The organism is bacterium (assembly GCA_023228325.1).
Classification (GTDB): Bacteria; Auribacterota; UBA6266; order UBA6266; family UBA6266; genus UBA6266.
This window is the reverse complement of record JALOBK010000001.1, coordinates 1,130,784-1,155,401: the sequence shown is the minus strand read 5'-3', so window position 1 is coordinate 1,155,401 and position 24,618 is coordinate 1,130,784. Positions and strand designations below refer to the sequence as shown.

Below are 24,618 nucleotides of genomic sequence, written 5' to 3'. Positions count from 1 at the left end.
ATTAAAAAATTTTTTCTGTCAATATACTTAATCTTATTTTTTTCTTGAATATTTTGAGCACGATGAACGTATGATAAGCTCGGTCGGCACAATAATCTTTGCCCCGCTATATTTATCGTTTTCTATCTGCTTTATCAGAAATTCTATCGCCATGCGCCCCATCTCTTCCTTTTGTATGCGCACGGTCGTAAGAGGAGGATTTGTGTGCGCAACCCAGTCTATGTCGTCAAAACCGATCACAGATATGTCTTCGGGCACTCTCAGCCTGCTTTTTTCCCTTATCGCTTTCAGAGCCCCGACCGCAGACTCGTCATTTATGCATAACACAGCCGATGGGATCTTTCCCGAACGCAATACCTTGTCCATAGAGTTATACCCGTCGTTTACCCTGTAGTGGCTTTTAATATAATGCTCATCCCTGAAAGCTATACCGCATTGTCTCAAGGCATCCCTGTATCCGTTAAAGCGTTCCGTAACCGCATAATCCTTCCTGTTCCCGCCCATAAACAATATGGTCTTATGCCCCAGGTCAATCAGGTATTTAGTTGCCTGGAACGCGCCCCCGTAATTATCCGGCACAATGGTGGTAACTCCTTTTTTATCCAGTTGATTATCCACAAGCACCATGGGAATTTTATTCCTGTAAACATCCAATATGATGTTCTGCCCCATATATCCTATAATGATCACCCCGTCGAGTTTCCTGTCCTTTATCACCTTCACTAATTCAGCCCTGGATTCTTTTACAAAAGAGTAGAAAGAGAGGTGATATCCCGAAACGGCGGCTTTATCCTGCATGCTCCTGAAAATCTTCGAATAGTATGGGCTGTCAAGCGGCGAGTTTGCGGTTTTTAAGACACAGGCGACGCTGTTGCTTTTGGAGCGAACAAAAGAATCCTCTTTCGGGAAAACTTCCGACACAAACGTACCCGTTCCGGGCGTCGAGTAAAGCCATCCTTCCGAAATCAGCTGCGCCAGGGCTTTTCTCACCGTTGAACGGCTGATTTTGTATTTTTCGACAAGAATCCTCTCGGAAGGAATCATCTCCGTAGGCTTATACCTTCCTTCAATAAGGTCGTTCTTCAACGTTTCCATAAACTGGCGATGAAGAAAAAATCTCCTGTCTTTAGCTGTCTTCCCCATATTACGGCGCCCCCAGTAAAAAGTATATTATAAAGGCAAATTAAAGTAAATGTATCTCAATTTTTGCTTTTTCCGAAAGACTTTTTATCCTGAAAATCACAAGTTTCCCTTTTTTCATGCCCGACAGTTTTTCACCCGACAGTTTTGCGCGTATCCTTTTTTTGCAGGTAAACGCTATTTCCTCATAATCCGGCCCGCCTGCCCGGAGCACAATGGATATCGACTTTCCCATAACCTTGAAACCAAGCACATGCGCCGTGCAATAGGCAAGCGTAAGATCTTCAGTTACGGAAAAATTCAGGGGAATTATCCTGCAACTGCGTTTTTCAAGCTTTAATCCGCCTTTTGACGGCAGGGATATTTTTTTGTCGCCGTCCAGGCGGACTGTAAAACCAACCGTTTCTTCAATCTGGTGAAAATTCGATACGAACAGGAAGGAAGATTTTTCACCCGTGCGCAAAACCGTTTGGATTTTCATATTGTTTTTTTCGACTCTCGGGCACACTCCCGCCCTGCGCAGGAATCGAGAGATAATATCGATATGATAATCAAAAACATGGCTCAAACCAAATCCGTAGGCAATTAAATTGCCTTTCCCGCATTTTTTGCTTATGGCGGCAGGCTGCCCCCCTGAACTCAAATACAGATTATCGGCTTTCTCCGATTCCAGGAAGCGCACCGGCCTTTCAACCGACATTAGCCCGCATTTCCCGTCTTTTATAAACATATCGCCGGAAATGCCCCAGTTTATACCAAGCCTGTCCTTTATCACTTCGCATTTATCGCCTCCCAGATCCCTGTCCGGCAGCTCGGGACCTAATATGAGGCTGCCTCCCGACCGGACAAAATCCGCCAGTTTTTCCTGCACACCCTTTTCCATAAAACCGAAACAGGTCACAATAAGAACTTTCTTTTTATCCGGTATCTCTTTTTGTATGTCCTCAATCCTGAAACTGCATCCGGAAAGTTCAAGCAAACGGCAGACCCCGTCATAAAACAGCCTGTTTCTTTTAGATTCAATGCCGGCGGCAAAATTCCCTTTCATATACTCAGTCATGTAATAAGGGAAATATATTCCTACTACCGCATCGCAATTCTTTTTTGTTTCCGCGATTTCAGCCCCGAAAACACCGAAAAACCTTCCCCATTTTTTAATAGGTTCATAATGAGGTTCCGTTTTACAATCCATATTTACCGGGGCCTGCCACTTATGATAGGTTCCCATAGAGCCTATTCCGGGAGGATTTTTACCGGAACCGAACATGTAACAGTTCAGGCCGTTCAGGCCGTGGGCGCAGGAATTTAAAATATTAAGATCCACGTCCGAAGGATAAAGAACAGGCTTATCGAACATGATGCCCGTTTGGAGCTCGGCGCAAATCACGGGAGAATCTTTTGAAGAGATGGATTTCACGGTTTCGGTTGTCACAGCTATATCGTGAAAATTCTCATAGTCAAGCCTTCTCATCTGGTAGGCTCCTCCCATAACAAGGTTATCCACTTTGCCGGGGAAAGACCTGAACATGGACGTAGTCATGGGGCTGTACAATCCCCTGCCGTATACATCAAAATCGAGAAAATGGGCAATATTGGCGGATAAAGGAATTTTTATGCCGAGGCTTCTCGCTTTCCGCGCGAGAAAAAGATAATAATCCGAATAATACTCCCTCCAGAAATCCGCCCAGTCCCAGTAACGGGCGCCGGGCTCTTTGTCAAATTCGGGAAGAGGCATATCTAAATCTGAAAATTTTTCATAATTGCTGCCGTAAACACCGTTAAGCCTGCCTATACTGCCGTATTTATCCCTGAGAAAATCCCTGTAGAAGGCTTCGGAGCTGCCGCTGAAATCCGGCTGTCCGGAACACCAGTTGATCATGCTTATCTCATTATCAAGCTGCAGCAGTATTACATTCCCTCCCTCCGTAACCTGTCTTGCCGAAATATGCGGAATTATATTGTCATACCATTTAGAAACAAACTCCCTGTATAAAGAGTTAGAAAAAGAAACAAAATTGTTTCCTATGGCAGACCCGTCTTTCCTTTTCATGAAAATATCATGCCCGCCGCTTACCAGCCAGGACGGCAGGCTGTCGTTTATCATTTCCCCATGGCATATCGGCCCGGGGCGCAAAAGCATATAGAGCCCTTCACCCGAGCATATGTCCATAAATCCAAGCAGATCCCTTTCAGGCGCAGTCTTCCCTTTTACGTCAAATTGTCCCTCCTTGAATTCATGCCATATCCAGGGTATATAAGTCGATATCGTGTTTAAACCCGCGCTTTTGGCTTTTAAAACATAGCTTTTCCAGTTTTTGCGCGGGGTCCTGAAATAATGGATTTCTCCCGAATACAGGAAAAACGGTTTACCGTTGAGTATGAATTTCCCTTCTTTTAACCTGATACTGTCGGCCATGCTGCCTTTCCTTTCTTCTTTTCAAAAACATAATATCATTTTAGAATAATATTTCCTTTTTTAATAAAAAAAAATTAGAATGCCGCAGTTCTTACATATGAAGGGAGGGTAGGGAAAAGAGGGTTCCCTTAACTCGGCAGAGCTGAAAACCCTCTGAAAGAATTGGTTTCTTTACCTTCTTCTCTTCCTGAAAATCAGCAATCCTGTTATCCCCCCGATCAGAAGAACTATGCTTGCGGGTTCCGGGATTACTCCAAAATCGGCGTCATCCCACCAGATTTCCCCGGTAGCCGTATCCGCTGTTCCGGGAGCAAGAAGAAACAACCTGAAATCCACGTAAGAAGCTCCTTCGGGAGCTGTCCTGTCGGAAACCGACCATACATTAAGATCCTGATATTCCCAATCGCCTGTGCCCGTGGTCACGCTGGTCCCGATACCTCCGCTTATTTCGTTATAAGCCGCGTCAAGCCATTTACATTCTATTTTTGCTTCAACCTGATTCAGATTATTATACTTTAACCACGCTCCGCCTCCGATTACATCTCCGGGATTAATTGATATGATCTGCTTCGCTTCCGCTTTTTCCCAGTTACCGGGATCATTGGAACCGTTGACAGACTGGTAAAGGCTTTCCCCGCTGCGCGAATTAACTGTATTATCAAAATCATTTACCCATGGCCCGCCCCACAAATCTTCAATCCACGAACCGGCGCCGGATCCCTCAAAACCAGAATCAACAAGCATATTGGCTGACGCGACAGCCGGAACCATAATCAACATACAAACAAAAAACACCGCTACTAACCTCATTCGAATCACCCCCGTCCTATAATTTTGTGTTTAGTTAATAATACTGGTATGTTACTGGTATTTTCATTATAATGAAAAAACAGGGCCTGTCAAGAGATAATAATAAAAATCTCAAGATAATCATGCGGCCGGGGCTATTCCTCCTATATTGTGTTTATCACGCGCACATCCGCGGTTACAGCACAAATTTCTTGATTTTTAATGCAAGACAGGCAATAATCGTTTGTCCAGTTTTTTTAAATACATCATAAAGGAGGCGTCTTTGAACTATAAACCGGCCAGCAAATGCCTGGTTGTATTCAACTCATATAAAAAAATCCGTTTTGAAGAAGACATATCGTCTCTGGAAAAAGCGCTTGCCGGCCGTTATCACAAAAAAATAAAGGTTGATGCGCTCCAACTTCTCGAACCCGCGGGCATCCGGGGAAATCTTGTGGGCTATCTAACCGCATATTCCCGCCTGCTTTCAAGAACATCCAGGAAAAAAATGGCATCTTATGACTGCATCATATTTATCCATGACGCGGGGCTGGCCACCAGAATGTTCCCTCTTTCATACGAAGCCGGTTTTCCCCTTAAATCAACCATAAGGTTTCCCATGGGAAAATCGATCAAACTAAACCTCTTATGCATAGCAAACAGTCTTCCGCTTATAAAGAATTCGGTCATAATCATGCCTATCGACCAATATTTCAACTACACCGAAATTGACATGAAAGCGCTTGAAAAATCCCTGAGGAATCATTCCTTTTCCATGCTTGTCGCTCCCGTTCCGGTCAAAAGAGCAATTAATTCCCTGGGCGTAATAAAACTGGACAAAAACAAGGAAATCGCCCGTTTTACCGAAAAAGAAAGCGACGCGAGAAAGATACCTAAATTCACTAATACAACAACCTTAGCCAATACCTTCCAGCTTTATACAACAATTGAGGATTTGAACAAGCTCGAAAAAGCGGTGGACCTTTTCCGCTCCAAAAGAGAAAACTCCGAGTTTATAAACGACCTTAATAATTCCGAATGGGCATTTAACAAGCTTGTATGCGAGGCATTGACATTAAACCCCAGAAAGCTTTCCCACTGCCAGCTTGCCATGAAAAAGTGCCTGGATAAATATAATATAAGCGTTGGGGCCGCCGTCGCAAAAGGATACTGGGATGACTGGTCTTCAAGCATAGAGTCATACGCAAAACTTTTCTGGAAACTTATAAAAGAAAGCTATGTTCCCAAAAACGGCAATTCAAACTGTTTCATAAGGTCAAAAAAAATACAGGCGCTCGGGAAAGTGAAAAACTGCGTATTTCTCGACTGCGACACCGTAACGCTCTCAGGGGATTACGAAAACTGCATATTCGTCAATTGCGACTATATAAGGCTGATGAACTATTCAAAAGCCCGCGATTCCCTGTTTTATTCGTTAAAAAGATGTAACTTTTTAAGAAGGGATATGAGCAACTACCTGTTCGCGCGGTTCAAGAGCGGACGCAGGAACATCGAGTTTGAATGCGAAATAGGGGCCGACTTAAGCAGCCTGTACTGGATGATGAGGAAAATCGCGGACGACTGGCTTGTATACCACGAATACATCGAGGAAACAAACAGCATTTAATCTATAATTAATATTTACTTTTTCTTCTGGCGTTTTCTAATATAAAATTGGCTATGGACAAATCTCCTCCGCCGGGAAGCAAAGGTTTCCCAATCCGATAAAGAGATCCCATCCAAACAAGCTCTCCATCTGTAATACAAAAATCAACGGATGCATGTTTTGGCTGATTTAAACCAATCGGTTTTCCTACTTTTTTTATTTCGAAACCTTTAAAAACTCCAAGATTAATATCTTTCAACTCGAATAAGTCAATTTCACAAATATTGGGATCTTTATCTTTATCATAAATTAACTGAACAACGCTTTTTAAATCTTCCAGGGAAGCTTTCATTGCCGGCATAGATTCTAATCTAAAAGCAATCTCATCTCTGCCGCTACGCCAAACAATATCTATAAAACCCTCTTTGCTATCTTTTATAAAAGCGCCTGTCTCTTCTTCCTCTTTGGTAATAATATCTGGTTTTGAATATACAATATCAAGATTGTCAGGCAAAATAAATCTATAATATTTTGTATTTATTACATCAGATTCACACACATTAATAATGCAAAACAAACAAATAAAGAAAAATACAACTCTCATTCTACATCTCCTTTCACTTACTTACATTGTGATTTACATATCTGATAAAATCCAAAAGAGCCTTTTTTGCATCGTCAGAACTGCGATAAGAACCCGCAAGATATTCTCTGTAGTTATTTCCTAATTTCTGCCATACATTCTCTATCTGAAAATTTTCCCTATTTATTTTATTTATATCCGCAAACGTAATCACACTTATTAAATCCTTTAACAGGTTCCGGTCTTTTTCCGTGCTTTTCAAATTAAGGAAAAAACAGGCGAATATCATGACTTCTATGACATACCAGAACCATTGCCTGTAATACCCCCTGCCAAGTTCCGAAATAATATCCAGGAAGAAAACGAGGGGAATCCCGGCCAGGAGTATGATTTTCAGAATATAAATCGATTTTTCATACCCTTTTTCCCTTGGCAGCCTCAGCAATTCCTGATGCTTAAAATAGATATCATCCTGCACTGCGGACCGGTAAACGGCTTTCCCTTTCTTATAATCGGCGAAATTTTTCTTAAGCCACCTGTTAAGGGAGCTGTATCCGCTCAGTTTCCTTTTCAGCAAAAACCAGCCGGCAAGAAAAGACACCGCAAGCAAAAGATATACCGTCACCTCCAGGTCAAGCCTTATTATGTTTACCGCTATCAATATAAAAGTCATAACGGTGCCGAGATAAACAAGAGGAATCAACAGCAGATTCCACAGCCTGGATTCGGTGACTTCCTTAAATATGGCAAAAGGCTGGGAATGGGCAAGCATAGGCACGAAAATATAAGATACCGGCGGGGTGAGATATATCAATGATAAAGCAAACAGCAGCTTGCTGGCAAAAGAAGAGAAGACCACGCCCCACAGAACAAACCCCACGCCTATAAATGCCGTAAGCCCTATGGAAAATATCATCTGAATTTTGACTGCCGAAACCCTGGAAAAATCCCCTTCCGGAACAATGTCATCCCTGAGCACTTTTAAAAAACCTATCCCCGTCCAGGCGCCGAATTTTCCCAGATAATAAAGCATTAAAACCGCCGCGAGAGGAAACAGGGCGATAAAAGGGCTTACCCAGAAAGGCAGGCTTTCCAATGAGACAAGCACAAACAGCAGTGGGACGCCTATCAGTGTGGTGGCGAAAATAATATTGAAATAAATCCTGTCTTCTCCCCAAATATCCCTGAACGAAAGATGCCCTAGGTTCCAGCCTTTACTGCTTATGGAGGGCTTGAACTTTCCTCTCAAACCCTTTATAAAACCAAGGGCATAACTCGGTATCGCCGCTGTGTAAAGGAAGAAATTTTTGGCTACAAGTTTAAGGTATTCCCCCGGTGTGCCTGTTACTCCGAATCTTTCTATCAGGTATACCAGGCCCATGCTTGTAATCGACTGGTTAAACAGCAAGCCCAGTATCACAAAAATAAAAGGGAAAGGAACGCTCATAAATGCGTTCACACCCCAGCAAACCATAAACCACATATAAATAAAATTTATCACCAGCACAAGAGGCAGATGATAATAAAATGAAAAACCGAACATAAGCATGAATTTCTGCGCAAAATGTATCCTGGGAGAAGACAGGACATCCGCCATAATACGGCCTAACCCTACTTCGGAAGCCCCGGCCGCCCATTTCGCAAAAGGACTGAGCGTCGAATAAAATGATATCTCTCTTCCTTTGCCGAAATATATGTACTGCCTGTGTGTTGTCCTAAGTCCTTTAAGCCATGTCAGAACGGCCAGCAGAATATCCTCCGAAATATAATCCTGGGTAAACCCTCCCGAACAGGTTATCGCCTCTGTCTTTATAACGGCGCTGTGCCCGTAGAAACCGCAGGCATGGAATATGTTCATGGCCCTCTGGGTAACAGTGGTAAACGTTTCGTCGTTAAACCCTATGGCCTGAGCGACCCATGAATAACCTTTTGTATATATGTATTCGGAAAACAGGACTTCGCTCAGTGATTCGTCATTTTTAAATTCGGCAAACGCAAGCGGTATTTTCACAGCCTCTTCAATCCTCACGGAAGCATTAGCGTCAAAGAAAAGTATAAAATCCCCTTTTACAAAAGACAATGACTGGCTTGAACCCGTGGGTTTCCCCTTTTTCGGAGGAACCGTATAAGGAGCTGTCTCTATAAGTTCTATCGCGCCTTTTTCCGGATTATATTTATGGAGACCGCAATCGGAATTTTTCAAATACTTAACAATATCCCGGCCCGCGCCGGATACATAATCGGAGTCTTCGACGGGTCCCCAGTAAACTTCAAGATGCCGGTAACTGCCCATAAGTTTTCTCAGGGACACCCTGTCCTCATCTCTCGTAACAGACTTGTGATAACCTTCGTAATTAAGAAGTATCTGAAGTTTATCATCCACAAGCCTGTCTATTTCGAAAGGCTCAATCCCGGGAAACGCGATCTGCGCGTTAATTTTAAAAGCGTCCCTTATTTTGGCTGTTTCGATTACTGTCCTTTCTATAGGCTGGGCCATAAGCGTAGCCCATATCCTTATCTTCTCTTTTAGGGCGCCGGGGATGTTGCCGGGCAATTTCTGGAATCCGGAAACGGTCTTTAATTCATCCTTTGATATTATATTCCTCAGCTCTTTCTCATCAATCCTGTCAACGAACTCATTCCAGTCTTCGCCATACCGGTCAATCAAATGGTTAAGCCTTGTTTCGCCGGCCCCTTTTTCAACCACGCCGAGTTCTTCGTACAATATACTGACAGGCTCATTAAAAGCCGTAATGAGCACGGTCAAAACAGGGAACTCTTCCCACGGCAGGTTCTTCGGCATATCCATAAGCCAGCTGTTGATAACCCGTTTCATCCTGTCGCCGGCTTCATCATTTGCGGGTTTTTCAAAACCGGCGCCGGAAACATTTTTTTCGCCAAGCAAAAGGTTATCTCTCTCTGTTTTGCTTATCTTGTAATTTTCGAACATATCGCTTACAAAACAATTCCAGTAATGCCGCCATCCGTATTTATCGTTTAAGCCGGTTTTAATTCCCATTATTTTCCCGAATCTTTTTCCCGCTTCTTCAAATTTTGCTTGTATCTGGCTCCAATGGACTACCTGCCCCACACCTTCTTTCTTCCCCTGCAAATATGCAAAAAACGAAATAACCACATAGAACAAGGACTGGAAACTTGCCAATACAAATAACACCGTCAGGAGAGCTGCCCCGCCATCGATAAAGATCTCCCATCCTGTATGCCGGAAACTTGTTTTCTGGATTACAAATGCCGTCCACCTTATTACGAATATGCTGAAAACACCCCATATATACACCGAAGATACATACAAGACCTTGAATTTCCTGACCGCTTCCCCAGCGCCGGACCGGGACAGATTTCTGTCATCCGGGAACCTTCCCCCCAATGTTGCCTGCAGCAGCAGCAGGCTGAGAAAAACGCCCAGCAATGCGCACAAAGATATATCAAGAAAGAAAACTATGACGGAAACGGGAACTTCCATCACAGGAGCAAACATCCCCGCCAGCAGAGATGCAAACCGGCTTGACTGGGTAATAAATATATTTTTATTAAGACCGGTTGCAATGCCGACGGCAAACACCGTGGCAAAAAGAGGGATTAAGGGAATCCACAGCTTCCTGATGTTCGCAATAAACGGTATCAATCCCTGTTTATCTTTAAATGTTTTCAGCCATACAAAATTTTCAGCTTTTCCGGCGCTGCGGACTGTGGCATCCGGATTTCCGGAAACAAGATATTTTAATTTTTCCTCCTTCGGACGGCCGCTGAGATTTTTAAAATCTTTCAGAAATTCCCTCTTATCACCCCTGAACAGGCTTTCTATATCTTCAAAAGTAATTTTCTTTTCCTTGGTTAAATCTTTTGAATACCCCGGTCGAAGGGCTTCCAGAAGGGCCCATGTATCATTTTTTATTTCGTCCAGAATGGCTTTTTCTTTCTGCTCCGAAAACATCTTCAGGGATTTTTCGAAGAGGAAGTAACGGAAGGAAGGGCAGGTCGCCTTAAATTCCATTGATTCTTCAAACACTATCCTGAATAAGACAACCAGCAGCAAATGCCCTTTTATATCATGGATGTCACTTTTAAAATCATCGCTTTTTAAGGGGCTTTTAAAGCCTGTATCCGTCCATTTATAACGGTCCCCGCATCTGGAAGACCATTTCTCATATTCAGAAAGTTCTATTCCATATAAGGACTTAAGGCTGATATCGTTAAAATCCGCTTTTGAGAAAATCCTGGTTATTATGGCATTGACGCACGCGCTGTAGCTATCCGGGCTTGCGCCCAACACGGCTAATGCCTCGTTTATAAGAGGCCTGAATTCTTTTGCCACATTTTCCTTAAATATAATCTGAAGTTTTGATTTTTCCGTCATATTTTTTTCTCTTAAAGTTTTTCCCTTTTTTCATGTATTTCAGGAAATCACAATCTTTCATCCCGTTTCTTCAGCATCCTTAAATGTTCCCGGAATCCCAGAAACCATATTAACAATGCAAGCGCGGATATTAAAGCCAGGGGGATTTTCCACCCGACCCGTTTTAAAGTATATATTGATTTGCTCTCTATGTGCTCCTTCTTATATTTAAGTTCTTCATCTTCATCATAATAATTCACCGACTTTATCCAGTGGTCGATATCAAGCGGCCTCCGTTCCATAAATGTCTGGGCTTTCCATCCGTTATCAAGATATACCGTGGAGTTATCAGGAAACACGGCTATGGTAAGCATACCCGGCTTCTCTCCGGTCGGCTCCCTGCCCGATTCGAAATCTCTCTCAATCTTTATCGGCCTCAGATAAGGATACGGGACAAAAGGGTCATAATATTCTATCTGCTCATCCCCGCTTTCAACCGGGAACATATTTACAAGCCTTATCTGGATATATGGCCTCGCCCTGATAATCAGCTGGCCGTTCAGCGTGTGGACGTCATAAATAAAATCGTCTGAATTAAGAATGAAATATTTTAAACCAAGTATCGGCGGGCCTTCAGGCAGGCCGAACGGTTTTATCTCTTCTTCATATGGCACGGCTATGCCTTTATGGCTGAACACATCCCTGGGATATTCAAACATGCCGGCAAAATATTTTATCTCCTTCAGGGAACCGTCATCTTCTATTATGTGCAATCCGGGTAATACGCCCGGAGGCGCCACTTTCATATTTTCAAGAGAACTCTTTATTTTGGCAACGCTTATATGTAAATTTTTCTCTTTTATTGTTCCTTTTTTTATAATGTTTTCAAGCTCATCAAATGTCTTTGGCCATTTTCCCTTTTCAACATCCGCGGCCCGTAAAGCCCCGCCGGCAAATTCTTTTATAAGAGCTGCTCTCATTTCATCTAAATTTTTTGATTCGTTATACCATTCCTTGATTATGGTTTCTTTTCTCTTCCCTATAGTTTTTTCTTTTTCGCGGTTTTTTTCGTCATCCCATTTTTCGATAAGCATTTCCTGCCCGAGCCAATTGCGCACTCTCCGGACATTTTTCTTTATATCCAGCCCCTTATGTTTTCCTATGACATTGAACTTAATCACCGCAAGCTCCCTGCTTAAAATATCTTCGGGCATAAGATAGCTTACATTTATATGAGATATTGTATCGGTGTGAACAGGGTTGCCCGACGCGTCTGTCACAATCCTGTAGTTTATTTCAACAGAACCCGGAAGAAGCGTATCTGAAGTTATACCCAGACTACCCATGTTTTCCAGGTCTGAGCTATTGAAAACACTATCCGCGCGCTCAGGGTCAAGAATCTCCCTTACAGCCAGCAACTGCCCGCTTAAATTAAATGAAAGAGACCTGGATGCTACAGGTTTACCGCTTATCCATTCAAACGGGATCTCGATTTTGCCGCCGGTTACCTTAAGTCTTTCTCTTCCCATGGCATCGCCCGGCATGTAATACACTACAAAAGATACGGCTTCCTCGCCATAAACCCCCTGAAGGTTATTTATAACTTCCCTTTCTTCAAGCACCATTGTATCGTTTATCTCTTCCTTTGCCTGACTGTTAATCAGCACCAGAATAATGTCTGCCGCCTTCCGCCTTTCTTCAGGATCCATATATATAAGATTCTTTTCAATGGCTTCCCTTAACGTAGGTTTTTCGCCTGTAGACCTGAAACGGTAAACCCACTGCCTGCCTTTTAGCATTTCCGAAAGGTCTTCGATATTATCCATATTCACTTTTATAAGAGGGTCAATATACACATCCCTTAACAGTTCGCTTCCGTCCTCGTAACCCATAACCGCTATGACATCACCCGAGATTCCCGCTTCCAATTCGCCTTCCATATTGTAATAGTTTATTATCGTCTCATATGCCGGCAAGCCGTCGCGGAAAACTGTTTTCCCGTATATATCTTTAACAAATATCCTTTCCTCCATTACATAATTTTCCCCATCCGGAGTCCGGCCCTTATAAATACTTTCCGAAATATCCGTAACCCAGTTACCCTCTATATCTATCGCATATGTATGGCTTCCTATCATCTGACCGGAATCTTCATCGTATAAAATATCCGTTCTGGTCTCCGCGATAACATTCTTGGTAAGAGGGTCAATATGGATATTCCCCGCAAGAATGAACTTCAGGTTTCCCGCTATATCATAAGTTTCGACCTGCAGCATATTCCCGCTTTTCTTATCCCTTACGCCTATCCATACAAGGCCGTACACATCACGGTAATCTCTTCCGCCGAGATCTCTCCCTAAAACGGAAAAGTATTCTTTTGGAGACGCATCCGCTTTGATTTTCGCCTTCTCTATTTCTTTTAAAAGTTTTTCGGCTCCCTTTAACCCATGGCTTATGGTATGAAGATATCCTTTCTCGTCAAGCCAGAACATCTCGGTATTAAGACGGTCAAACTCCTTGATAAAAGACTGCCTGACCTGCGCGTCCGCTTCCCTGTCGATTTTCTCAATCAAACCCGCCTGGATATTTTTCAGGTTCTGTATTTCCTCGTCACGGGCATCTTTCCCGAGCAATATCCATAAGGGTTCTGTCTTAAGGGGTTTTTCCCCTATCAACGGGCGTTTAATCGTCATAGCCATACCGTCAACAAGGCCTTTTTCATATTTCACCGAATTGATTTTTGTTCTCTTGTCAACTTCCCAGTCAGCCAGCAGCAACCTTGTCCCAACGACAATATCGGTGCCCCTGTCTCTTGAATAAGTCCTTGAAAACAGGCGGCGGGACGTGTCAAGGGCAAGAACTTGTGTATAGTAAAAATTGCCTTCTTCGCGCATGGCAAGTGTTCCGTCGAAAAAAGGGATTATCCCGGATTCAAGCAATTTTCTTCTTTCCTGCCCCTCCGCATTATTGAATCTTATATACGTCTGCTCGTTTATCGGCACTTTCGCCACCATAGCGGGCAGGTCGTCGACGCTTTCATAGGCATCCACCACCCTGTTGTTTTCATCGAGTTCCACGGCGGTGCAATATCTCATGATAATATGCCCTTCAGGCAGCCCCCGTACCGACTTGAATTCCACCGTATTATCTTTTAAATCTTCCCTGTTTGACTGCGGGACATCCCGTTCTGTCCTGAACTGCCTTACAATATTATAATCCCCGTCCACTTCGAAAGCGTAATTGGTGCCTTTTGAATAATCAATGTCCAGGTTATATTTAATGGCTTTCATCCACTGGCTGCCGGTCAATTCATCGAAATAAAGGTATTCTTCCTCAAGTATTTTCCTGATGTCGGGAGAAATCTCATATGTTTTTTTCTTTACCAGCTTCCCGTCCCGGGTGATTTCCAGCGCATCATACCCCGCTTCCGATATATCTATCAAACCGTCAACCCATGCGCTGTAACTCGTCATCAGCACCGATTCAAGCCTTGATTTCGCGAGAAGATAATCCATAAGCGACTTTTCATAAAGTATTTTGTAATATATAAACGGCCTTTCAGGCACATCGTCTTCGCGGACCGCTTCCCTGTAGGCCGAAAGGGCAATCTCCGGCGGCGGGTTAGTCTCGATAAACTGCGGGAACATATTCAGAGATGCCTTTATCTTTCCAAAATCAACAACCCATGGCGCAATTCTCTCGATGGAATCCCTTATTTTAAACCCGTCCAATTCAAACGGGTTGTATCCGGCAAGAGGGAAAGCAACCCAGCAGGAAGAAATATTCGCTTCCGCCGACGGAGTAAACCAGTTATCAAAACCGAATCTCCTTATCCTCGGAAGAGTCGCATAAGGAAGAGACGCTGTTTCTTCTCTCCGGGCAGCCATTATGGAAAGATTTTCAAGTATCCCCTTTGCCTTATGCGAATAAGATACGGCTTTCTGAGTATTATTCCTGTTCAATTCATAAACAGCCATCACCATATACGCGAGCGCTGTCTGTGAACTGAACTCGGGGGTTATTATTTCCTGCCTGCCTCCTCTCCCTAATTTATCGGTGAAATCAAAACCCGTAACCCCTTTTATTTCCGTTCCGTCAGGATGCATATAATCAACGGTAACAAGCGCTTTTTCAAAACTTTCAACGACTTTTCCGGCTGTATCCCGGCCTTCGAATACAACCTTTCCTTCCCCGGCATTAAGCATTTCGGGCCCAAGTATAATAATAGCCAGCGCGTTGACATCAAGCCCGTATGTCGGGTCAACAACATTGTTGAAAGTGCCTATGGAAAAAAAACCCTGTTTCCTGTTGTAAACACCGCTTTGCGCGAGCCACTGAAGAATTTTTCCGGCAGTCCTTTCATATTTATTATCCCCCGTAACACTGAAAAGCATCTTAAAGAAAGCATAACAGTCCATATTTTCTTCAGTGGATTTCACGCGGTACTCGGCATTCAAAGGATTGGGATCTTTTCTTATTCCTCCGTCAATACTCTGCAGGGATATGAGAAAATCCGCGATTTTAACGGCCGCATCAAGCCATTTCTGCTCTTTTGTAAAATGGTATTCTTTCAAAAAACCGATCCCCCAAAAAGCATTGGGGCCTGCGGTAGTGTAAAAATCGGAACTCAAGCCGCTTACCAGGTCAACCGTATTGGGGATATTCCTTTTTTCTTCGAGGCTTCTCATTGTCTCGGCCATCTTTTCCGCTTCTTCGGTCTTCCCGCTCATGAGCAATATCTGCTGGGCAACGGCGGAGGCGTACGTTGAAGATTGGCCTCTGTGTATATTGGCTACCCCTTCAGTTGATATTTCAGTAGGGATAAGACCTGTAACGGGATACCGGCACTCAAGAAGAAACGAAGTTATTTCCCCCGGCCTTAACATTTCATCCCTCTGCGTCACATCGGCAAGCGGATTAGCGATAATATCACATTTGCTGACTGCGGTTTTCCTGCGGGCCTCGGTGGCAAAAACATATAAATCGCAAAAAGCCGCCGTAAGCAGGACAAATAAAACACCTGAAAAAAGATAACTTATTTTTTTACTTTTCATAAATTTCTAAAATCACTCGGCAAATGCAATATCTTCATTTTTTTTTGGTTCCGCCGTTTGCAATATCTCGTCTAAGCCCTTATTAACATATTTCCTGAGGTATTGATCAATCCGGTTGGATGCCGCGACTATCCCATAGAAAGACTCTATTCTCTCTATCTTCATCTGGAGAAGCATGCCGAGCACTTTCAGCTCTTCCGTAAGGTCCATTTTCCCCGTTCTCCTTATGTCGTCAAACCTGTTCTCCATTTCGTGCTCAATCCCGGAAAGGTTTTTTACCGCATAATTAAAATCCCGTAAAGCCGTATCATAAGTATCAAGCAGCATCTGAGCGCCCTGTACCCTTTCGATGATATCATCCTGCGCTTTCAAAGCCGTGATTTTTTCTTCAACGGACTCAATCTTGCCGGACAACCCCGTTCCCGGGTCATAAAGCACCAGGGACGCGCTTGCATTCACAAATTCCTTAAACTCCTGGACTGATTCCTCGGTAAGCAAAGGCAGGTCCAGCACTTCTTCCTCAAAATCGCCTATCTCGGAAAGCGAATTGGTGAGATAAGAATAATTAACGCTTATTAACAGCGACCTTATTCTTTTGGCTGCCGCCCTGGTCGCGTACTTCGATGCTTCTTCCGAAAATTCCCCGTATTTCGATTCGGTTATAATAAGCGGGCCGACAAGGGATTCCCTGACAGCGTCAATTTCCCGGTCAAGTTTCAATCTTATCATTTCGGGATCTGTCGGTATAATGACATTTCTGTCTTTATCGAATATCTCAAGGTTCATTACCGAAAATCTGGGGTCGAGAGAACCCACCGCGATTTCAAGGTGTTTTTTATTGCTGTCGGCTGTTTCTTTGGAATCAAGGAGTTTCGCCTGAATCAGGCTTATGACCTGTTCCTGTTTTAAATACTCCATCCGTGTTTTTATCCCGGACTTCATCTGTTCCTCTATGCTGTCGAGTGTTTCTTTTTCCTTATAATATCTTTCATTGACCGCGGATAAGACCGCCATTGATTTAAGATAATCGGTATAGGCTCCTATTACATCCTGCGCGATGTCAAATTTTGCCCTTTCGACTTCAAGCTTGCCCATTTCGACTTTCATTTCCTGTTCTTTTTTCATCAGGCTGCTGATGAAATTGACTTCGGCATCTATTGTCCCGATAAAAACAAACGACTCTATTTTGGTTTCCTTCCCGGCCTCCCCTTTTATCTTTTCTTCCACGTAATTGGTTTTAACGCTTCCGGAGAAATAAAACGAATTTATATAATTCATTATATCTTCTTCAGAGCCAAGCTTGTTTTTCAGGCTTTTCAATTCATCGCTCGTTTCCATGGCAAGGGCAAGCGCGTTCGGCAACCCGGAAATTATGAAAGTCCCTCTGTCTTGAAAAATATTCTCGTCCATTTCGGAAAGAAACCCGTTTAAAGACTCGTTGTAAATATAATCCTGAAGAGCCGTATCCATCTGAATGTCAAGCGCGACAAGCCTCATTTCGGATTCCATCTGTTCTCTCTTCTGTTTTGTCCCGAGTTCCACAAGCTTCTCTGTCAGCCTGTGCTGGGCTTCAAGGTTGAGCCTGTCAAGTTTCATCCTTCTCAGGGACAGTTTATCTTCTCTGGATCTGATTCCGACAGTTGTTCTCATTTCATCAAGTTCTTTAAGCGCCTCCGCATATTCAAGCTCCGCATCAAACCTGTTTTTCTCCTGCCCGGACTTTTCTATGTTCCTTATATCATTGCCTCCGAAGGGGACCGAACAGATAAAAGCGGTTATCATGTCGGGATTTCTAAAACCCCTGAGGTCCTCTCCCCTGAACTCTGTAAGGAACTGACAGCTAAAACCCCGGAATGCGGTTTGCTTTATCTCCGCCGCCTTAAACGCGTTCACGGTATTCAATGCCGCGCTTATACCAGCTCCGGAATCGTAGAAAGGAAGTATTTTTTTTCTGATTGTATCAAGAAATTTCTCCGTCCCGCTCTCCCCGTCGAATAACAGCTCTTCCTGAAGCGATATCTTCTCGCTTAGCGGTATACCGGCTAATTTCTTCAGGTTATATTCACAGATGAACAGATTGCATTCCGCCCCTGCAAGGTTAATGTTCGCTTCGAGCTGTTCCAATACAAGGGGTTTGATATTTATTGCTTCATATTTGGGGTATTCTCCGCTTTTATCTTCACTCATATCATCAATAACGGATTCTTTCAATCCCATGATTTTCTGAATGAATTCCGTCTGTCTTTTATATTGGATAATCTTGACAAAGTTGTTTATCAGCTCAATATACTTCCTGTTCCTGTAAATCTGTAATCTATCTTTTGCCGCTTCAAGGTTGGCTTTTGCCTCCTCTATCATATATTGCTGGCCTATATCAAAAAATTTGCCTTCGACGCTTATAAACGCTTTTGTGGTATTGGTTTTCTCCCCGGTGGCATAAGATTCGTTTTCAACGGCTACCCCGCCTTTCAGAACGGGGTTGTTGAAACATCTGGCCATTTTAAGGTTAATCATCTGCAGTTCAACATTTTTTTCCATTGCAAGTTCTTCCGGCGTCTTATTACTTTCCGCCAGGTCAAGGATATCTTCGAATGTCATGTTTTGGAATGGGGGAGAAGAAAGTGTTTCTTCCGGGTTCTCCCTGGAAATCATCATGTAATTATAAGTGTAATCTCTCAGCAGCTGCCGCAAAAGCAGTCTTGCGGTCAAAAGCTGCTCATTCTTTTTAAGCAATTCTTCTATTGGAAGCTCTATCCTTTCCTTCATTAACGCAACGATTTCCTCTGTTCCCGCAATAAATTCGGTAATTGCCTCGAATGCGGTGGAAAATTCCCTGATTTTGCTGTTTCTCTCGAAATTATCCCTCTCTATAGCATCATTTTCCACCCGGACATTCGCTTCGGCTATATCGGCGTTAACCCTGCTGAACTTTTTACAGCTGTCGGAATAACCGAAATCGGTCACGAAAAGATTCAATACCAGCGAAGACGTGGCTCTGTAAGTCGCGGGTGTATCTTTGATCGTATCCTGTTCCATCGTTCCCGTAGACGCCGCGATAAGCTCAAGCAGAGGGCGGTAATCTAATTTTGTTTCGGCTTTCGCGAGTTCATATTGTTTTTTCAGGACATCGATGCTGCATTCAGGCTGACGCAGGTGCTCATCTAAAACCATGTTCCTGGCTTCTTCAAGGGTCTCGGGAAAATCGGAAACTTTTATTATAAGGGTTTCATATCCGTCAAAGCCCAGGATAATTTTAATATCCCTCTGCACATCCTTGTATCTTTTGCAGGCGGCAAGAGCCTCTTTAAAAAAAGGGGTTATATTGTATTCAGCTTTTAAAATGTCCAACCGTGTATATTTAGGGTCTTTCCTCATTTTTTCAAGCTGGCTTTTGGCTTCTTTATAACTTTCAACGCAAACAACCAGTTCCTTCTGCGACAGCGAGAGGTTAAGGTATGTTTCCATAAGTGTTATAAATCGGTCTTTAAATGTGGAAATTAATGCCGTTAATTCAGTTTCCCTGTTTCTTTCCACCGCATTTATACGGTCAAGAAGGTCCGAGTCGAATTTATACGCTATGTTCAGGCGCTGGCCCAGATAAGCGCCTCTCGCGTTGCTTATTTCATAAAAAAGGTCTACGGGAGCGCTTATTCCGGCCACAGCGGTAATTGTCGGGAAAAACGCGGATACTTTTGTCTTTTTAATCTCTAATTCCGCCTGCTTTATTATAAATTTCTGTATGGCGATTTCCCTGTCTGTTTCATAAAGCCTTTTTATCGCATCCTGTATGGAAAGGTCGTTATAGTCTATGCCGTCTATGACATGGGGTCCGCTGCCGAGGGCAACTTTTTCAAGAAAAGCGATTTCATCCTGTATCCCGCCGTCTTCCGAAAAAGATACCGGCAGACAGACAGTGAAAAAGACATAAATAAAAAACACCTTTTGGGTTGCCTGCCGGACAAAACGCAATATGCTCATTATCAACCTTATGATATAAAATTAAAATTTAATTTAAAATTATATCATCTCGGAAGGATTTTTCCAATAAAACGGAAAAAGATTATCGGAAGGTATTGCCTCTACTGCGATTCAACCGCTGTCTGTTTCAACGTCAGGGGATTAAAACCGTTTTTGGCAAATATATACCACGCGGCAACGGATATAAAACCTCTGTCCTGTCTTACCCATTCGAAGCCGCCCGATTTATCGGATGTATAAGGAAGTGCTTTAAGCGTAATATTATCTATTTTTCTGCTTATTATGAATTTATCCATCTCATTCGCGTAAAAATATCCTCTTTGTTTGTCTCCGCAGGAAATAAAGGCGCAGGCAATATGCCCTGTCCCGTCAAGCCAGACATTATTTATTTCTATATCCGGAGAATGATAAAAGCCCATGGCTTTCTTCCCGTTAAAATCCACCGTCTTCCGGTATCTCAGGTCATATTCGGGGATATTCAGCAGGCCGGCATAATCACTGCCGAACGCAAGCACTCTCCATGTATATAAATCGAGAGGAAGGCTTTTTCCCTTTACTGATTTATCCAGCCACTTTCTGATTTTTTTAGCGTAATCGGTTTCCCCGCATAAAAGAAAAGCGGCATAACAATCAATATTGCCTTCCGGGTGGCCATGGTTTTCATGCAGGCTGCTGTCGCCGCTGCGCCATCCGTGCCGGACATAACCGCTGGCGCTGTCTTCCGCCTTATACCACGATTTAAGCAGCTCCTTCAAAAGCACCGTTATCTTCTTATACCTGTCGGAAGAATATGCCTTCTCATAGTATTTATACGCGATAAGAAGCCATGCCATATCTCCCATCCACCTGTCACTGGAGCCGGGGTTATGATACGCGGGCGTTCCGCCTGATTCGGCAAGCACGACAAACTGGAAAAACCCTCTCGGTTCGCTTTTATAGAAAAAGTTCTGTATTAACGGACATGGATTTGCTTCAAAGGTCATATCAGAGAAAAAATCGAGTATCCTCTCCGCCCTTTCCTTTTCTCCCTTAAGTATAAATGCCATGGCGACAAGCGCATTATTGAAAGTCTGCGCCTGATTGCCCTCCATTGAAGGCAGGAGCTGTTTTTCGGGAGAGGATGTATCCTGGATGACTTTAAGCCATTCCATGACAAGTGTCTCTTCAGGTATAAGTTTTTCCGATCTTCTCTGCCTCTCTCCTATGCCCGGAAGTCCGCTGTCGGGGTCAATAATGGGCCCGGAAGGCGGAAAAGACGCGGGAAGTCCTTCTTTCCAAAACCCTGTCTCGTCAAGCCAAACCGTCCCCTTCCCCCTTCCCGAAAACGCGATAGAAATTTCCGAAAGAGCGTCAAGATTATCATCGCCCCCCCACGCATATTCCAGGGTATCGCTGTATACTACAATGCGTTGCCAATCCTTATAATTATTGTCCAGTTTTATTTTTCTCCAGAATGTCGAACCGTCCTTATCTATAAATTTTATCTCCATATCTCCGGCCGCTTTCGCTTTGATCAAAAAGGCGAAAGGTCTTTTTTCGGAAAAACCGGAGGATATCTTTTTGTTGAACTGTACCCAACCGCCCCCTTTTTTGAGCTCATACTTTATTTCAAGCCCCTGTCCGTAACCGGATTCGCACGGATTTATCACAATCGAACTTTTACCGTCGGTCCCTACAACCCACAGGCCCGGGCTGTCCCATGCTTTTTTGACATAGGAGCCCGGCATCTCCGGCTCTTCGGCTTTTATATCCTGATCCTGCGGTATTTCAGCAATCCGCCGGCTTTCTTCCAACGTTGTTTTTTCAACGCCTTCGGTATCCCTGCCGCTGAATTTTGATTTTCTTGCGGCGGCAAAACAAACCGACAGGACGACGCAAACTAAAATAACGGATATAAAAGCTTTCTTCATTAATTTCTCCTTTGCAAAAACAAGATATAATCATTGTAACTTATATACATAAAAAAACCCGAAAAATCATTCAACCCACCCGCGCCCGTAGAATTTGTCCTTCTCCGCGCCCGCCAGATTCATTTCCCTGTCGCGCAGCCAGGTTACATGCCCATCCACATAAAGGCAGTTGATGCCGTTGCCGTGAGGCCTCTCATCCCATGAATTGTATGGATAATCATACATATATGCATAAATACTGAAATCCTTATTCTTAAGGTCCTTTAATGTTTTTCCTCCCGAAGAATAACCGTTGATTTCATAATCAAGTATAACATTCCCGCTGCTGTCCTGGTCGTCAAAAACATCGTCTCTCCAGCCCGCATTGAGTGTGTTTTGATTTGCCGGGCACCTGTAAACATCCATACCGTCTATATAAGAATCAAACCTTCTTATAATATCCGAAAACGCGTTCCAGAGATGGACATTGTTGCACACGAGATAGGGAAATTTTTCATCCTGTTCTATAAGATACATCTGAAGCGCGATACCTATCTGCTTGAGATTGCTGTAACATACGGCCTGTTTGGCTTTCAGCCGGCCCTTCTGAAAAGCGGGGACCAAAAAACCCGCCAGAACGGAAATTATCGCAATAACCACAAGAAGCTCAATCAGGGTAAAACTCTTTAGGGCAATTCGTTCCATTAGTCTTTTTGAGTTCCGGTCAACCATATTATTACCCATTATGCCGGATCCTTTCCCGTTTCTAAAAAAAACAGCCGCCCTTAGAACTTTCTTGTGGGGGAAAGAGGGAAAACCCTTTTATAAGAACGGCTGTTTCAAACAAATATCAGTCTATCTCGTCATTTTTTTCTCGAAAAAACAATAAGTCCGAGTAAACCTCCCGCGAGTAAAACTATTGTTCCCGGTTCAGGCACCGGAGTCGCGTCAAGGTAAGCATTATCGAAATATGCTGTTCCCGTGCCGCCTTCAACGGTCTGGTTGATAAAAAATGCAAGAGAAGCATGAGTCGCATTACCGGGCGCCGCTCCGCTTATATTGAGCGCTGTCCAGTCATTTGTCCCGCTCAGAGGAGTTGATGCTCCTGCTGTTCCAACCCAGCTTCCTGTATTGAACCAGTCTATTTTTATCGTCACTTCTTCATTGATAAGCGCATTGGTTTTAGCAAATATCGTCCCGTAATATGTCTGTCCCGCCGTAACAGCAACAAGCGTATTATCATACATAAAATAATCATCGCCGGTTCCTGCAGCGGCATTAGCGGTGAACTTAACGGATTTTGAACCTCCTATTCCGGTACCTGTATCTCCATAAGTCCCTGCATGCTGGCTATTTCCCCAGGGACCCCACCATGCGCCCTGTTCAGCGTTCTCAAATCCGGCATTCGACAAAAGATTTGCATGCGCGATTGCCGGGAAAAAGCTGATAACTACTGTTAAAAAAAACACTGCTAACAACTGTTTCATCTGTTTTCCTCCCTCCGTTTATTTACTGGCCCGAGCTTATAATAAGTTCAAAATCATCAAAATACACTTTTCCTTTTGAGGATGGCTTTGCCCCTTTATTAAACGCAAGCACTCTTGCCTCTGTCGCGCCTCTAGGAACTTTTGCTTTTACATCCAGCCTTATCCATCCTTCAGTCGCATTCCTTATATGTTTACTTTCAGTATGGCCCGAACCCAGCGGACCGCTGTCATTCCAGAACTCTACCCTTATGAATGCTTCCGCGCTATCCGTCAACGCATCAGACGGGGGATTATTCACCCAGGCGCTTATTTCCAGCGTCTGTCCCGCGGAAACCGGCACAATCTGGCCGTAGCACCCCATTCCCACTCCATATATTTCCCTGCATGCGGAAACACTGCCTCCGTGAAATTCGGATGATTCTATGCTTCCGGAACTTTCGCCGTCATTCCAGTTGTACCATTCAAAATCACTGTCTTCGAAACCTTTGTTGATTATCAGGTCTTCGGCAAATGCCGGAGCCGCTCCCCTGATAAAAAATAACAGTATAAATACACAGAACATTTCTAAAGCCAACCTCTTATTCTTCACAACATACCCCCTTTTAATTAATATATTTATTATAACTTAATTGTTTTACTAAAAGACCAAAAAAATAATCTATTTACTATGTGTAAAATGTTTTACTAATATAGATTTTAATAATTTTCCCGGGTTTGTCAAGCATGTTTTTCCAATTATAAGGCCGGAACAACTATAATTTTACATAATTGCCTGTGTAACAAGATATTATAAATTTACTTTTTAAAGTATGATCTGATAACATTTACAAAAACCATTATTAAAACCAGGCTTATAACCCCGATAAAAGACCCTATTAATCTTTCTCTTAACATCCTGTCTGATAACTCGTTTTCATGGATTTTGGCTACAATGTCTATTGTTTTGTCATCGGTTTCAATCAAGGGCGTTAATTCATGTTTTCTTTTTTCGAGCTGACTGATTGTCTCTTTTGCCTGGCTGAACAATATATTCTGTTCTTCAATATATCTTTGAAGCCTTGATATAGATTCGTTTATTTCATACAGCTCTTTTTTTTGCTCCAGGATATGCCCTTTTACCGTTTTATCAGACCCGACAGCAGAGAGATAAACAGCAACGGCAGCCATAATAATGGATACTATACAAAGTCCGATTATCAGAACAAGCGTTCTGTATCCGCCCGTATTTGCTTTAACCGACTTGTAAAAAGCAGCCGCCAATGTTACAAAAGCGGCAAACCCGGAAAAAATCTTAATGACAAAGACAACATCCATAATAA

Annotated in this window: 13 protein-coding genes; 1 reads left to right on the top strand and 12 read right to left on the bottom strand. The window is 43.2% G+C overall.

Features of this window, described 5'->3' with window-relative positions:
- Positions 1-33: 33 nt before the first annotated feature.
- From M0R36_05515 to M0R36_05505, 3 genes are all read right to left on the bottom strand, one after another.
- Positions 34-1,143, bottom strand: a complete 1,110-nt coding sequence (locus M0R36_05515) for a GntR family transcriptional regulator (GenBank protein MCK9555256.1) — start codon at positions 1,141-1,143, stop codon at positions 34-36.
- 40 nt (positions 1,144-1,183) lie between these two features.
- Positions 1,184-3,556 carry a beta-galactosidase gene (locus M0R36_05510; GenBank protein ID MCK9555255.1) on the bottom strand — a complete coding sequence of 791 codons (2,373 nt, stop codon included), beginning with the start codon at positions 3,554-3,556 and terminating at the stop codon, positions 1,184-1,186.
- Between the two features lie 171 nt (positions 3,557-3,727).
- A complete protein-coding gene (locus M0R36_05505; GenBank protein MCK9555254.1) occupies positions 3,728-4,366 on the bottom strand; it encodes a PEP-CTERM sorting domain-containing protein in 639 nt (212 codons plus the stop codon).
- A gap of 262 nt (positions 4,367-4,628) precedes the next feature.
- On the opposite strand from M0R36_05505, the gene M0R36_05500 reads away from it, so the two are divergent.
- Positions 4,629-5,972 (top strand): hypothetical protein, encoded by a 1,344-nt coding sequence (locus M0R36_05500; GenBank protein MCK9555253.1) that lies wholly within the window; start codon positions 4,629-4,631, stop codon positions 5,970-5,972.
- Between the two features lie 7 nt (positions 5,973-5,979).
- Here M0R36_05500 and M0R36_05495 read toward each other — a convergent pair whose 3' ends face one another.
- The 9 genes from M0R36_05495 to M0R36_05455 all read right to left on the bottom strand — a co-directional run bounded on the left by M0R36_05495 (position 5,980) and on the right by M0R36_05455 (position 24,613).
- Entirely contained in the window at positions 5,980-6,555 is a 576-nt protein-coding gene (locus tag M0R36_05495; GenBank protein ID MCK9555252.1) for a hypothetical protein, read from the bottom strand.
- A 13-nt stretch (positions 6,556-6,568) separates the two neighbouring features.
- A complete protein-coding gene (locus M0R36_05490) occupies positions 6,569-10,912 on the bottom strand; it encodes a hypothetical protein (GenBank protein MCK9555251.1) in 4,344 nt (1,447 codons plus the stop codon).
- Positions 10,913-10,959: 47 nt separating this feature from the next.
- Positions 10,960-15,945, bottom strand: a complete 4,986-nt coding sequence (locus M0R36_05485) for a hypothetical protein (GenBank protein MCK9555250.1) — start codon at positions 15,943-15,945, stop codon at positions 10,960-10,962.
- A gap of 12 nt (positions 15,946-15,957) precedes the next feature.
- Positions 15,958-19,923: a hypothetical protein gene (locus M0R36_05480; protein ID MCK9555249.1), complete on the bottom strand. Its 3,966-nt coding sequence runs from the start codon at positions 19,921-19,923 to the stop codon at positions 15,958-15,960.
- Between the two features lie 101 nt (positions 19,924-20,024).
- Positions 20,025-21,833 (bottom strand): hypothetical protein, encoded by a 1,809-nt coding sequence (locus M0R36_05475; protein MCK9555248.1) that lies wholly within the window; start codon positions 21,831-21,833, stop codon positions 20,025-20,027.
- A gap of 66 nt (positions 21,834-21,899) precedes the next feature.
- Positions 21,900-22,556, bottom strand: a complete 657-nt coding sequence (locus M0R36_05470; protein ID MCK9555247.1) for a prepilin-type N-terminal cleavage/methylation domain-containing protein — start codon at positions 22,554-22,556, stop codon at positions 21,900-21,902.
- A 119-nt stretch (positions 22,557-22,675) separates the two neighbouring features.
- Positions 22,676-23,299 (bottom strand): PEP-CTERM sorting domain-containing protein, encoded by a 624-nt coding sequence (locus M0R36_05465; GenBank protein ID MCK9555246.1) that lies wholly within the window; start codon positions 23,297-23,299, stop codon positions 22,676-22,678.
- Positions 23,300-23,321: 22 nt separating this feature from the next.
- Positions 23,322-23,888 carry a hypothetical protein gene (locus M0R36_05460; protein MCK9555245.1) on the bottom strand — a complete coding sequence of 189 codons (567 nt, stop codon included), beginning with the start codon at positions 23,886-23,888 and terminating at the stop codon, positions 23,322-23,324.
- 206 nt (positions 23,889-24,094) lie between these two features.
- Positions 24,095-24,613, bottom strand: a complete 519-nt coding sequence (locus tag M0R36_05455) for a hypothetical protein (GenBank protein MCK9555244.1) — start codon at positions 24,611-24,613, stop codon at positions 24,095-24,097.
- Positions 24,614-24,618: the final 5 nt, after the last annotated feature.